The following is a 13,500-nucleotide window of genomic DNA, read 5'->3' as shown; positions in this document are numbered from 1 at the left end:
TCAGCAGATCGAGCTTCTACAAAGCCCACCACCAAAAGCGGTGGGCTTTTTTCGAGTTAAACAGAGAAAAGATTCAAATCATGAGCAAGCAATTTGACGTCGTCGTGATCGGCGCAGGCCCCGGCGGCTACATCGCTGCCATCCGCGCTGCACAACTGGGTTTCAACGTCGCCTGTATCGACGAATGGAAGAACGCCGCTGGCGGCGCTGCTCCTGGCGGCACCTGCACCAACGTGGGCTGCATTCCCTCCAAGGCGCTGCTGCAGTCCTCCGAGCATTTCGAGCATGCCAAGCTGCACTTCGCCGACCATGGCATCTCCACCGGCAAGGTCGAGATGGACGTTGCGCAGATGATCGCCCGCAAGGACGCCATCGTGAAGCAGAACAACGACGGCATCCTGTACCTGTTCAAGAAGAACAAGGTCACCTTCTTCCACGGCCGCGGCTCGTTCGTGAAGGCTGTCGAAGGCGGCTATGAAATCAAGGTTGCCGGCAAGGACGAGGAAGTCATCACCGGCAAGCAGATCGTGGTGGCCACCGGCTCCAACGCGCGCGCCCTGCCTGGCGTGGCCTTCGACGAAGAGAACATCCTGTCCAACGATGGCGCTCTGCGTCTGGGCAAGACTCCCAAGAAGCTGGGCCTGATCGGCGCCGGCGTGATCGGCCTCGAAATGGGCTCGGTCTGGCGCCGTCTGGGCACGGAAGTGACCGTGCTCGAAGGCATGGACAAGTTCCTGCCCGTGGTTGACGAGCAGATCTCCAAGGAAGCCAAGAAGGCTTTCGACAAGCAAGGTCTGAAGATCGAGCTGGGCGTGAAGATCGGTGAAGTCAAGTCCGGCAAGAAGGGCGTGACCGTGGCCTACACCAATGCCAAGGGCGAATCCCAGACCCTGGAGGTGGACAAGCTGATCGTGTCCATCGGCCGCACCGCCAATACCAATGGTCTGAATGCGGAAGCCGTGGGCCTGGCACTGGATGAGCGCGGCGCCATCGTGGTGGACGATCTGTGCAAGACCAATCTGCCTGGCGTGTGGGCGGTGGGCGACGTGGTGCGTGGCCCCATGCTGGCGCACAAGGCCGAGGAAGAAGCGGTGGCCGTGGCCGAGCGCATTGCCGGACAGCACGGTCATGTGAATTTCGCCACCATCCCCTGGGTGATCTACACCAGCCCTGAAATCGCATGGGTGGGGCGCACCGAGCAGCAGCTCAAGGCCGACGGCGTCAAGTACAAGGCAGGCTCCTTCCCCTTCCTGGCCAACGGTCGCGCGCGCGCCCTGGGCGACACGACCGGCATGGTCAAGTTCCTGGCCGATGCCGAGACGGACGAAATCCTGGGCGTGCACATGGTCGGCCCCATGGTGTCCGAGCTGATTTCCGAAGCCGTGGTGGCCATGGAGTTCAAGGCATCGAGCGAAGACATCGCACGTATCTGCCACGCTCATCCCTCGCTGTCCGAATCCACCAAGGAAGCGGCTCTGGCTGTGGACAAGCGTACTCTGAACTTCTAAGTTTTCTTCAGTCTTGCGCGCAGGTTTTGACATGGCTGTGAAGTGCCCGCACGCAGGCTGAGTTTCTTTTAGAATTCAGAACAAAATGGCTGCTAGCGCTTATTCAATAAGCGATAGCAGCTATTGTTTTTTGAGCATCTGGAGACATGACGGTGAATGTAAGACAGGCCTACGAGGCGGAGCTGGCCGCCAAGGGTTTCAAAAGCGATCCCGCACAGCTGCGTGCGGTCGAGGCGCTGCAGCGCTGCGCCGACGAGTGGACGGCGTACAAGGGCAAGCGCTCCAATGCTCTCAAGAAACTGATCAATCACCCGGATCTGCCCAAGGGTGTCTACATGTATGGTGGCGTAGGGCGCGGCAAGAGCTTCCTGATGGAATGCTTCTTCAATGCGGTGCCCCTCAAGCGCAAGGTGCGGCTGCACTTCCACGAATTCATGCGGGAGGTGCACCGCGAGATGCACCTGATGCAGGGTACGCAGAACCCGCTCGATGCGCTGGGCGCCAAGATCGCCAAGAAGTACAAGCTGATCTGCTTTGATGAATTCCATGTGGCCGACATCACCGACGCCATGATTCTCTACAAGCTGCTCGAGTCGCTGTTTGCCAACGGCGTGGGCTTTGTGACGACCTCCAATTTCGAGCCGGATGGTCTTTACCCCGGGGGGCTGCATCGCGACCGCATCCTGCCGGCGATCGCGTTGCTCAAGGAACGCATGGAAGTGGTGAACGTGGACAATGGCACCGACTACCGCCGCCGTACGCTTGAAGATGCCAAGCTCTATCACTGTCCGCTGGGACCGGAGGCAGACGCTGCGATGCAGGAGACGTTCGATCGCCTTGCCGAAGCCCATGACGAAGAGCCCGTGATGCAGATCGAGACCCGCAGGATCGCGGCCAAGCGCCGTGCAGGCGGCGTCGTGTGGTTCGACTTCCGCGAACTCTGCGGCGGCCCGCGTTCGCAGAACGACTATCTGGAAATTGCCACGCAGTTCCACACCATCCTGGTGTCCGACGTGCCCGAGCTGCATGTGAACATGGCTTCGGCCGCGCGGCGCTTCACGTTGCTGGTGGACGTGCTCTACGATCGCCATGTCAAGCTCATCCTGTCGGCGGCCGTTGCGCCCGAGAAAATCTACACCGAAGGTCCGCTGTCCCACGAATTCCCCCGCACCGTCTCGCGCCTCAACGAGATGCGATCCAAGGAATACCTGGCGCTTGAGCGCCGCGTGGTGGACACCAGCTTGACCTGATTGCCGGCGTGCAAGCTCCGGCGGATTTAAGATGCCAGCCTGTACTTCGAGTTCCGAGTTGATGACGATGTCCACTATCCTTGCCCCGCTGATCCGCCACCGCAGTGCAGGCCTTGCGCTGGCGTCTCTGGCCGCCGTCTTGCTGGCCGGCGCACCAGCCCTGGTTCATGCGCAGGCGCAGGCGGTGCAGCAGACCGGCCCGCAGGCGCAGAAAGCCGCCGCCGAAAAGGCCCGCCAGCATCTGCATCAGCAGCGCGAGGCCGAACGCGACGAGATTCTCAGCAAGCGTGCCGTCATTGAGCAGCAGCGCATCGCCGACGAAAAGCTCTGCTACCAGAAGTTTGCCGTCGAGGGATGTCTGGCCGAGGCCCGCAGGGCTGCGCGTGAGAAAGATGCGCCCCTTCGCGCCCGCGAGCTGGAGATCAATGACGCGGAGCGCAAGGAAAAAGCGGCCGCCAAGCTGAAGGCCATCGAAGAGAAGAAAGCCGAAAACGCGGCTGTGCCCATGAAGTCGCAGCAACGCGACAAGAATGCCAGGAGCACGCCGCAGCCCGGCGGTACGGGCGCAAAGCCGGCGGTTGACGAGCAAGCGGTGCAGGCGCAGCGCCAGGCCGAGGCCCGGCAGCGTGCCAGCAAGCAGGCCGACTATGTACGCCGTCACGAGCAGAACCGAGCCCAGGCCGACCAGGGGCGCGCCGAACGAGAGGCCAAGGCCCGGGCGGATTACGATGCCAAGCTCAAGGCAGCGGCCGAGCACAAAGCCCGGGCATTGCAGCAAGCCCGGGAGCGTGGTCAGACCTCGGCGCCGCTGCCAACTCCAGCCCCCTGAACTTGGGCTGCATCAACTGCGCAGAACCTCGGGGCTTCCATCCACGCATCAGGCACCGCATTCTGCGGCCGAAGTGTCCAGCTTGAGGATGGCCAGCGATAGATTGTCCCCGCTGCCTGCGGCACGTCGCCGGGCCTTCTCGATCAGGAACTGCGAGGCCTCGCGCGGCGACAGGCCATCGAGAACGGTTCCCAGCTCCTGGGTGGTGAAGTAATGCCATACCCCGTCCGAGCAGGCCATCAGGCTGTCTCCGGGCTGCAGTTGCTCAATCACATGGTGGGCCACTGGCGGCGGCGGCTCGGCTCCGAGGCAGCCCAGCAAGATGTTGGACTGGGGGTGGTGCTGGGCCTGGATCTCGGTGAGTTCTCCGCGATCGACCAGAGCCTGCACATAGGAGTGATCGAGCGAGCGGTGCATGAGACTGGCACCGCGAAAATGGTAGAGCCGCGAATCGCCGGAGTGCATGAAATGGCAGCGATTGTCGGGCAGCACCACAAAGACCGCGATGGTGCTGTGGGGCTCCTGCTCCGCAGCGATGGCCGTCAGGCGAATCACGGTGTGGGCATCCTGCACAATGGTGCGCAGCAGGCGCGAGCAGTCTTCCTTGGCGGGTTCGAAACCTTCGAAAAGCTGGCGGGCGGTCAGCATGACCTGGTCGGAAGCCTTGCGTCCCCCGCTGCGCCCGCCCATGCCGTCCGCCACCACGCCGAGAATGCAGCCCTTGGCATAGGGATGTGCCATGAGCAGGACCTGGTCCTGCTGATATTCCCGGTCGCCGCGGTGAATGCCGGTGGCCGCCTGAATGCGGTAGCTGGATGACATGAGTGAGTGCGAATGCGTTCGCAGAGCGAGATTTAACGTTGCGTTACATTTTATCGGCCCGGGGCCTGGCTCCGGCGAATTTCTGCGATCTTATGTGAGGTCGCACGGACCTGGCTTGTGAGAAGGTGACACGGTTTTGACTCAGTTGCAGGAGGCAGTTGCGCAGGTGTTTGCGCCGCAGGGCGGGCTCGCTTTGGCGGAGCCTGCGTTCAGGCCGCGCCCGGGTCAGACCCGCATGGCACTGGCGGTCGCCCGGGCTATCGAGGGGGGCGAGGTGCTGGTGGTGGAGGCAGGCACGGGCGTGGGCAAGACCTATGCCTATCTGGTGCCTGCCTTGCTCAGCGGCCAGAGGGTGCTGGTCTCCACCGCCACCAAGGCGCTGCAGGACCAGCTCTTTGCCCGTGATCTGCCGCGCCTGGTCCAGGGTCTGGGCCTGCCGCTGCGGATGGCCAGGCTCAAGGGCCGCTCCTCCTATCTGTGCCTGGAGCGGCTGGAGCGCGTGCGCCAGGGGCGTACGGCTCCTCAGGATCCGCAGGTGCTGCGGGCTGTGGCAGAGGTGGAGCGCTGGGCCAGAGTCACGCGCTCCGGTGACCTGGCCGAGCTGACGGCGCTGGACGAGCGCTCCGCCGCCCTGCCGCTGGTGACCTCCACCAGGGACAACTGCATGGGGTCGGACTGTCCGCACTGGCAGGGCTGCCATGTCAATCAGGCTCGTCAGCTGGCGCTGCAAGCCGATGTGGTGGTGGTCAACCACCATCTGCTGTTTGCCGACCTCGATGTTCGCGACAGCGGCATGGCCCACCTTTTGCCCAACACCGGCGTGGTGGTGATTGACGAAGCCCATCAGCTCAACGACATCGGCGTGCAGTTTGCCGGCGAAGCCCTCTCAAGCCAGCAAGTGGTGATTTACGCCCGTGATGCCCTGCGGCTGACCCAGGAGCATGCACGTGGCATGGCCGACTGGCTGGTGCTCTGCGCCACACTGGAGCAAGCCATGCGCGAGCTGCGACTTCAGGCCGGCAAGCCCCCGGTTGGCGGACGTCTGGCCTGGCAGGCAGTGACCCCGCAGGGGCTGGATGCAGTGAAATGGCGGGCGGCCTTGCTGCGGCTGGGGCAGAGCCTGCGCGCTTTGCTGGTGCCGCTCTCCGTCCTGGAGGGCGCTGCTGCCGATTTGCAGCGCCTGTACGAGCGCGGCGCAGAGTTGCTGGCGAGGCTGGCGCGCTTCGCCGCCGCCGCCGATGACGAGTGCGTGCGCTGGCTGGAGGTCGGCGCGCAGTCTCTGCGCATGCTGGAGTCGCCGCTGTCGATTGCCCGCATCATGCAGCAGCGGTTGCTGCAGCGCTCCCTGGACGATTCCGGGACGAGGCAGCGCGACGGGCTCGATCCGGCCGGTAGGAAGGCCTGGATTTTTACCTCGGCCACATTGGGCAATGACGACGGGCTGAGCTGGTTTGTCGAGTCCTGCGGACTGCGAGGCGCACAGGTGTTGCAGGTGGAGAGCCCCTTCGATTACCAGCGGCAGGCCGGTATCTATGTTCCGCAGCCCTTTGCCGCAGCGGGCAGCCCGCAGCACAGCCAGCAGGTCGCCCAGCTGGCGCTGGATGCCGCGCAGCGCCTGGGGGGGCGTACCCTGGTGCTGACCACCACGATCAAGGCTTTGCATGCGATCAGCGCATCGCTGCGCTCGAATCTGGGACTGTTTGCCGACCTGGACGTACTGGTTCAGGGTGAATCACCCAAGCTGGCCCTGATCCAGCGCTTCACGGCGGCCGGAGCTGCGGCCGGGCGCGGGGCGATTCTGGTGGCATCCGCCACGTTCTGGGAAGGTGTGGACCTTCCCGGCGATGTGCTGCAACTGGTCGTGATCGACAAGTTGCCGTTTCCGCCTCCTGACGACCCGCTGGTCGAGGCCCGTTCCCGGCGGCTGGAGAGCGTGGGGCGGACGGCCTTCCACGACTACATGCTGCCCGAGGCGGCCCTGGCCCTCAAGCAGGGGGCTGGGCGCCTGATTCGCAGTGAAACCGATCGCGGTGTACTGGTCATTTGTGACAGCCGTCTGGTCACCATGGGCTATGGCGCCGCCTTGATGTCGGCGCTGCCGCCGATGCGTGTGCTGACCGGCCAGCCGGAGTTCTTGTCGGCGCTGGAGCAACTGAAGGGTCGGGGTGACCGCTGTGAAAGCGAGCCGGAGCACGGCGCGGGTCCGCGAACGCAGGCATGAAAAAAAGGATGCGCTCGGGCACATCCTTTTTGCTGCAGGGTGCAAAGGAGCCTGATTACCAGAGCTTCCACCACGGGTCGCTCTTCTTTTCGATGCTTTGCTCGGCATTTGCGCCGTAGCTTTGCTCCAGCACGCGCTGCGCATCGTCGCGCAGCTGTGTCATGCCCAGCGCGTCGTAGGACTTGATGAGGATGACCATCGCTTCGCGCACCGAGGGAACGTTCTGGTAGTCCTTGATGGCAGTCTGCGCACGGGCGATGGCTGCGACATAGGCGCCGCGGCTGAAGTAGTAACGGGCGACATGGACTTCGTACTGGGCCAGCGAGTTCACGATGTACTGCATGCGCTGGCGTGCATCGTCTGAGTACTTGGATTCGGGAAAACGCGTCACCAGTTCGCGAAAGGACTCGAAGGAATCCTTGGCAGCCTTCTGATCGCGCTCGGACAGGTCCTGGCGGGTCAGCCAGCCGAACATGCCCAGGTTGTCGTTGAAGTTGACCAGGCCTTTGAGGTAGAGGGCGTAATCCATCGCAGGGCTGGCCGGATGAAGCTTGGTAAATCGATCCAGCGTGGCCAGTGCCTGCACTTTTTCGCCGGCCTTGTACTGGGCGTAGGCTTTTTCCAGCTGGGCTTGCTGTGCCAGGGGCGTACCGGCGGCACGGCCTTCCAGCTTTTCAAACAGCGGCACGGCCTTGTCATAGGCGCCCGAGGAGGATTCGTCGCGTGCCTCGGTGTAGATGCGCTCGGGTGTCCACTTGGCCGTCGGATCGTCCTTGGTGCTGGAGCATCCCGCCAGCGTGGCGGCGATTAACACGGCAGGGACTAGAGTCAGGGAAATACGCGGCATGGTGGACAGTTTTCTGACAATCATTAGCGGTGATGGGAGGCTGGCCCGTCGCTTCTGGCGGCAAGGCGCAAAACCTGCACCATACACCACCTGGTCCGGACCTTCCTGAAAAAGGATCGACGCATTGTAATGGGGCGCTGCACCGCGTCGGCGAGATGACTGCGTCTTTACGCAGCGGCAGCGAATCGAGTGGCATTGAGCCCGCAGGGACGAAGCGCTCTTTCTACAATAGCGGCCATGTTTGTCCATCTGCGCCTGCACACCGAATTTTCCGTCGTTGACGGAACCACCCGCGTCAATGCCATGATCAAGGCTGCTGCCGAAGACGGGCAGGTGGCGATGGCCATTACCGACTTCAACAATCTGTTCGGCGGTATCAAGTTCTACCGCGAAGGTCGTGGCAAGGGCGTCAAGCCCCTGCTGGGCGCCGAGATCGTGCTCGAAGGGCTGGGCGATGCGCCGCCCTCGCGGGTCATCGTTCTGGTGCAGAGCCGCCAGGGCTACCACAATATTGCCGAGCTGCTGGCACGCGGCTGGACGCGCAATGTGGTGCGCGACCAGGCGCAGCACAAATGGGAATGGCTGCAGGAGCTGGGCGAGGGACTGATCGTGCTTTCCGGCGCTCAGGCCGGCCCCGTGGGCATTGCCCTGACCCGCGGTGATGAAAAAGGGGCGGCCGAGATTGCGCAGCGACTGGCCACACTGTTCCCGCACCGCTTCTATATCGAGCTGCAGCGAGCGGGGCGTGCGGATGACGAGTCACATGTGCTGGCGGCCGTGAAACTGGCCAGCCGGCTGAATCTGCCCGTGGTCGCGACGCACCCGATCCAGTATGCCAAGCCCGAGGACTACGAGGCACATGAGGCCCGGGTCTGCATCGCCGAGGGTGAGATATTGGGCAATGCCAAGCGCGTGCGCAAGTTCACCCGCGACCAGTATTTCAAGACGGCTGCCGAGATGGAGCAGCTCTTCGCCGACATCCCGAGCGCAATCGAGAACACGGTGGAAATTGCACGCCGCTGCAGCCTGACGCTGGAGCTGGGGAACCCGCAACTGCCCAATTTCCCCGTGCCCGCCGGCATGACCATGGACGAGTTCTTCCGCCACGAGTCGTTCCAGGGTCTTGAGGAGCGCCTGGTGCACCTCTATCCCGATGCCGCCAAGCGTGACGCACAGCGTGCGCGCTATGTCGAGCGGCTGGAGTTCGAGCTGGGCACCATCATGAAGATGGGCTTTCCGGGCTATTTCCTCATCGTGTCGGACTTTATCAAATGGGCCAAGGCCAACGGCTGCCCCGTGGGGCCGGGTCGTGGCTCGGGCGCCGGATCGCTGGTGGCCTATGTGCTCAAGGTGACCGATCTCGACCCGCTCGAATACAACCTGCTGTTCGAGCGTTTCCTGAACCCCGAACGCGTGTCCATGCCCGACTTCGACGTGGACTTCTGCCAGCAGAACCGGGACCGCGTGATCGACTATGTCAAGGACCGCTACGGTCGCGATGCCGTCAGCCAGATCGCCACTTTCGGCACCATGGCCGCGCGTGCGGCCATCCGCGATGTGGGTCGCGTGCTGGACATGAGCTACACCTTCTGCGACGGCATCTCCAAGCTGATCCCGAACAAGCCCGGCCTGCATGTCACGCTGAAGTACCCGCCCAATCCCCCCAAGGAAGGCGACAAATACACCTACGCCATCAAGGAGGAGCCGATACTGGCCGAGCGCATCGAGCGCGAGGAGGACGTCAAGACCCTGATAGAGATGGCGCAGAGCCTGGAAGGCATGACCCGCAACATCGGCATGCACGCCGGTGGCGTGGTGATCGCGCCGGGCAAGCTGGCCGATTTCTGCCCGCTGTACCAGCAGCCCGGCAGCACCTCGGCCGTGGCCATGTACGACAAGGACGACGTGGAAGCCGTCGGCCTGGTGAAGTTCGACTTCTTGGGCCTGGCCACGCTGACGATTCTGGAGATTGCGCGCGAATTCATCATGAAACGCCACAAGGGCCAGGAGAACTTCCAGTTCGAGAACATTCCGCTGGACGACTACCCGACGTACAAGCTGTTCTCCGACGGCAAGACAGAAGCCGTATTCCAGTTTGAATCGCGCGGCATGCAGCAGATGCTCAAGGAGGCCAAGCCCTCACGCCTGGAAGACCTGATTGCGCTGAATGCCCTCTATCGACCCGGTCCCATGGACCTGATTCCCACCTTCATTGCCCGCAAGCACGGACAGGAAGTCGTGGAGTACCCGCATCCGCTGGTCGAGCCGGTGCTGGCCGAGACCTACGGCATCATGGTGTACCAGGAGCAGGTGATGCAGACGGCCCAGGTGCTGGGCGGCTACTCGCTGGGCGGCGCTGACTTGCTGCGCCGTGCCATGGGCAAGAAAAAGGTCGAGGAAATGGTCAAGCACCGGGCCATCTTCCGAGAGGGCGCGGCCAAGAATGGACTGACCGAGGAAAAGGCCGACGAGGTCTTCGACCTGATGGAGAAGTTCGCGGGCTACGGCTTCAACAAGTCGCACGCGGCAGCCTACTCCCTGCTGGCCTATCACACCGGCTGGCTCAAGGTGCATTACACGGCCGAGTTCTACTGCGGCAATATGACCGTGGAAATGGACAACACCGACAAGCTCAAGGTGTTGTACGAGGACGCACTCAAGATGGGCATCACCTTCGAGATGCCCGATGTGAACCGTGGCGTGTACCGCTTCGAGCCGGTGACGGACAAGGTCATCCGTTATGGTCTCGGTGCCATCAAGGGAACAGGTCAGGCCGCGATCGAGGCCATCGTGGCCGCGCGCAACGGTGAGGGCACGGGCCCCAACGGCCACGAAAAAGGGCCGTTCAGGAGTCTGTTCGACTTCTGCCTGCGCGTGGACCGCAGCCGCATCAACAAGCGCACGGTGGAGGCGCTGATCAAGGGGGGGGCCTTTGACTCCATCGATCTGAACCGCGCGTCGCTGATGGCGACGCTGGATACCGCCTTCGGCTTTGCGGCCACATCCATCGCCAATGCCGACCAGGGCGGTCTGTTCGACATGATGGGCGATGATGCGCTGGGCTCGAGCACGGCGGAGCCGCCCATGGCCGATGTGCTGCCCTGGGGTGTCAAGGAAAAGCTCACGCTGGAGAAGACGGCCATCGGCTTCTATCTCACAGGCCATCTGTTCGACGAGGTCGAATCCGAAGTGCGCCGTTTCGTGCGCACTCCGATCAGCGAGATGCGCGACAGCCGCGAGCCGCAGACCATGGCCGGGATCATTGGCGGGTTGCGCACCATCAACGGCCAGCGCGGCAGGCTCAGCATCTTCACTCTGGATGACAAATCGGCAGTGATCGAGGCCTCGGTCGATGAAAAAACCATGGCAGCGTGCGCCGACGTGCTCAAGGAGGACGAGTTTGTCGTGGTCTCGGGGCGGCTCCAGCCCGACCGCTTCAGCGGAGGGCTGCGCATGAAGGTCCAGCAGATGTGGAGTCTGGCCGATGCACGCTGCCGTTTTGCGCGCTACCTGCAGGTCAGCGTGGGAGAGAAGATGCCCGATGTACCGGCCTTGCTGCGCCAGTTCCCGGCCAAGGTCGAGGAAACCGAGAACGGCACGATCAGCCGCGGCGTGAAAGTGCGCCTGGACCTGATCTGCCGCGATGAGCGCGGCTCGGCCAGCTGCGAGCTGGCGCTGGGAGAGGGCAGTCGTTTTTATCCTTCGGACGCCGCGCTGGCAGCCTGGTATGGTTCGGCCGGCACGGGTCAGGTCAAGGTGGTCTATGAATAAAGGTCCTGGGCTGACGCAGGCATTCCCTGAGGATGCATGCCGCTTGGCAGCCCATGATTTTTTGATAGCGCCGGGCGCTGGCTGGTCAAGGGTTTCCCATGGCTTTCCCTTGGTTTGCTCAAATTTGCTTTCAGTGACCTTGAAATCCCTAACAATGCTATGCATATGCCAGCGCAAAAACATTGCAACGGCTCGCTAGAATGGATTTCATGGCTACCCAACCCCCATCAATTCCCCCGGTCTCGCCAGCGATCAGAACGCCTGACGATGGTGATTCCTTGGTGCTTGAACGCCGCCGCCAGCGGCTGCAGCCGCCACGCATGTACCAGGTCGTGATGCTCAACGACGACTTCACGCCCATGGAGTTCGTGATTGCCGTGCTGCAGGAGCTGTTCGGCAAGGATCGTGAATCGGCCACGCAGATCATGCTCAAGATTCACCTGGACGGCCGCGGTGTCTGCGGCGTCTACAGCCAGGACGTGGCGGCGACCAAGGTCGAGCAGGTGCTGCAGGCGGCCCAGAAAGCGGGTCATCCGCTGCAGGCCACATTCGAGCCTGTTGAATAAGCGCCGACCGCCCTCAGATTAGTTAGCAGAGAGTCAACCAAGCAAGCCGAAAGGAGTCGCACATGATCGCTCAAGAACTGGAAGTCAGCTTGCACATGGCGTTTGTCGAGGCCCGTCAGCAGCGTCACGAGTTCATCACCGTGGAACATTTGCTGCTCGCCCTGCTGGACAACCCCAGTGCAGCTGAAGTGCTGCGCGCATGCGCGGCCAATATCGACGACCTGCGTTCATCGTTGTCCAACTTCATCAAGGACAACACACCGCAGGTGGACGGCACCGAAGAGGTGGATACGCAGCCCACGCTGGGATTCCAGCGTGTGATTCAGCGCGCCATCATGCATGTGCAGTCCACAGGCAATGGCAAGAAAGAGGTGACGGGCGCGAATGTGCTCGTGGCCATCTTTGGCGAAAAGGACTCGCACGCCGTGTACTACCTGCACCAGCAGGGCGTCACGCGCCTGGACGTGGTCAATTACATCGCCCATGGCATCAAGAAGGGCGAGCCGCCCGAGCCTGCCAAGGCCGAATCTCCCTCGGAAAGCGAAGAAGGTGCCGCAGGCGAGCGCAATGAAAAAGCCTCGCCGCTGGAACAGTTCACGCTGAACCTGAACCAGGCGGCCAAGGACGGCAAGATCGATCCGCTGATCGGGCGAGAGTACGAGGTGGAGCGCACCATCCAGATCCTGTGCCGCCGCCGCAAGAACAATCCGCTGCTGGTCGGAGAGGCTGGCGTGGGCAAGACCGCCATTGCCGAGGGTCTGGCCTGGCGGATCACCGAAGGCACGGTGCCCGAGGTGCTCAAGGAAGGCGTGGTCTATTCGCTGGACATGGGCGCGCTGCTGGCCGGCACCAAGTACCGCGGCGATTTCGAGCAGCGCCTCAAGGGCGTGCTCAAGTCGCTCAAGGACAAGCCGCACGCCATCCTGTTCATCGATGAAATCCACACGCTGATCGGCGCCGGTGCGGCCTCGGGCGGTACGCTGGATGCGTCCAATCTGCTCAAGCCCGCACTGTCCAGCGGCCAGCTGCGCTGCATCGGTGCGACCACGTTCACGGAATACCGTGGCATCTTCGAAAAAGACGCGGCCCTGTCGCGCCGTTTCCAGAAGGTGGACGTGGTCGAGCCGACCGTGGCCGAAACCGTGGACATCCTCAAGGGCCTGAAATCGCGCTTCGAGGAGCACCACAGCATCACCTACGAGCAGGACGCCCTGCAGGCTGCGGCTGAGCTGTCGGCCAAGTACATCAACGACCGTCATCTGCCCGACAAGGCCATCGACGTCATCGACGAGGCAGGAGCTGCCCAGCGCATCGCGCCCGAAGGTCTGCGCAAGCAGAGCATCGGCAAGGCAGAAATCGAAGCCATCGTGGCCAAGATCGCGCGCATTCCGCCGGCCAATGTCAGCAACGACGACCGCAGCAAGCTGCAGACGCTGGAGCGCGACCTCAAGAGCGTGGTCTTCGGCCAGGACAAGGCGCTGGAAGTGCTGGCCTCGGCCGTGAAGATGGCGCGTTCGGGCCTTGGCAAGCCGGACAAGCCGATCGGCTCCTTCCTGTTTTCCGGCCCCACGGGCGTCGGCAAGACGGAGGCGGCCAAGCAGCTGGCCTATATCCTGGGCGTGGACCTGATCCGCTTCGACATGTCCGAGTACATGGAGCGTCATGCCGTCAGCCGACTGATTGGCG

General features: G+C 62.8%; 9 protein-coding genes. 7 read left to right on the top strand and 2 right to left on the bottom strand.

Going from position 1 to position 13,500, the window contains the following annotated elements; translation table 11 throughout:
- The first annotated feature begins 80 nt into the window (after positions 1 to 80).
- The 3 genes from lpdA to E2583_RS01180 all read left to right on the top strand — a co-directional run bounded on the left by lpdA (position 81) and on the right by E2583_RS01180 (position 3,587).
- On the top strand, positions 81 to 1,508 hold the full coding sequence (gene lpdA, locus E2583_RS01190; RefSeq protein ID WP_291592417.1) for a dihydrolipoyl dehydrogenase: 1,428 nt from the start codon (positions 81 to 83) through the stop codon (positions 1,506 to 1,508).
- A 152-nt stretch (positions 1,509 to 1,660) separates the two neighbouring features.
- Entirely contained in the window at positions 1,661 to 2,758 is a 1,098-nt protein-coding gene (gene zapE, locus E2583_RS01185) for a cell division protein ZapE (protein ID WP_291592609.1), read from the top strand.
- Between the two features lie 67 nt (positions 2,759 to 2,825).
- On the top strand, positions 2,826 to 3,587 hold the full coding sequence (locus E2583_RS01180; protein WP_291592416.1) for a hypothetical protein: 762 nt from the start codon (positions 2,826 to 2,828) through the stop codon (positions 3,585 to 3,587).
- Between the two features lie 48 nt (positions 3,588 to 3,635).
- On the opposite strand, the gene E2583_RS01175 is transcribed toward E2583_RS01180, so the two are convergent.
- Positions 3,636 to 4,409 carry a protein phosphatase 2C domain-containing protein gene (locus E2583_RS01175; protein ID WP_291592414.1) on the bottom strand — a complete coding sequence of 258 codons (774 nt, stop codon included), beginning with the start codon at positions 4,407 to 4,409 and terminating at the stop codon, positions 3,636 to 3,638.
- Between the two features lie 136 nt (positions 4,410 to 4,545).
- On the opposite strand from E2583_RS01175, the gene E2583_RS01170 reads away from it, so the two are divergent.
- Positions 4,546 to 6,630, top strand: a complete 2,085-nt coding sequence (locus E2583_RS01170; RefSeq protein ID WP_291592412.1) for an ATP-dependent DNA helicase — start codon at positions 4,546 to 4,548, stop codon at positions 6,628 to 6,630.
- 55 nt (positions 6,631 to 6,685) lie between these two features.
- Here the strand turns inward: E2583_RS01170 and E2583_RS01165 are convergent, their stop codons facing one another.
- Positions 6,686 to 7,477, bottom strand: a complete 792-nt coding sequence (locus E2583_RS01165; RefSeq protein ID WP_291592411.1) for an outer membrane protein assembly factor BamD — start codon at positions 7,475 to 7,477, stop codon at positions 6,686 to 6,688.
- A 237-nt stretch (positions 7,478 to 7,714) separates the two neighbouring features.
- On the opposite strand from E2583_RS01165, the gene dnaE reads away from it, so the two are divergent.
- The 3 genes from dnaE to E2583_RS01150 all read left to right on the top strand — a co-directional run.
- Complete coding sequence (gene dnaE / locus E2583_RS01160) at positions 7,715 to 11,248, top strand: DNA polymerase III subunit alpha (protein WP_291592409.1); 3,534 nt, start codon at positions 7,715 to 7,717, stop codon at positions 11,246 to 11,248.
- A gap of 200 nt (positions 11,249 to 11,448) precedes the next feature.
- Entirely contained in the window at positions 11,449 to 11,814 is a 366-nt protein-coding gene (clpS, locus tag E2583_RS01155) for an ATP-dependent Clp protease adapter ClpS (RefSeq protein ID WP_029158698.1), read from the top strand.
- 62 nt (positions 11,815 to 11,876) lie between these two features.
- Positions 11,877 to 13,500 (top strand): AAA family ATPase (locus E2583_RS01150; RefSeq protein ID WP_291592403.1); only part of this gene is annotated, 1,624 nt, incomplete at its 3' end.

Source organism: Comamonas sp., from assembly GCF_009360615.1.
In the GTDB taxonomy this organism is placed as follows: domain Bacteria; phylum Pseudomonadota; class Gammaproteobacteria; order Burkholderiales; family Burkholderiaceae_C; genus Comamonas.
The sequence above is the reverse complement of the archived record's forward strand: the minus strand, read 5'-3'. Positions and strand labels throughout refer to the sequence as shown.

Excerpts from the sequence above, each read along its gene's own strand:
- lpdA (WP_291592417.1), top strand. The coding sequence starts at position 81 with ATGAGCAAGCAATTTGACGTCGTCGTGATCGGCGCAGGCCCCGGCGGC.
- E2583_RS01180 (WP_291592416.1), top strand. The coding sequence starts at position 2,826 with ATGTCCACTATCCTTGCCCCGCTGATCCGCCACCGCAGTGCAGGCCTT.
- E2583_RS01175 (WP_291592414.1), bottom strand. The coding sequence starts at position 4,409 with ATGTCATCCAGCTACCGCATTCAGGCGGCCACCGGCATTCACCGCGGC.
- E2583_RS01165 (WP_291592411.1), bottom strand. The coding sequence starts at position 7,477 with ATGCCGCGTATTTCCCTGACTCTAGTCCCTGCCGTGTTAATCGCCGCC.
- dnaE (WP_291592409.1), top strand. The coding sequence starts at position 7,715 with ATGTTTGTCCATCTGCGCCTGCACACCGAATTTTCCGTCGTTGACGGA.
- clpS (WP_029158698.1), top strand. The coding sequence starts at position 11,449 with ATGGATTTCATGGCTACCCAACCCCCATCAATTCCCCCGGTCTCGCCA.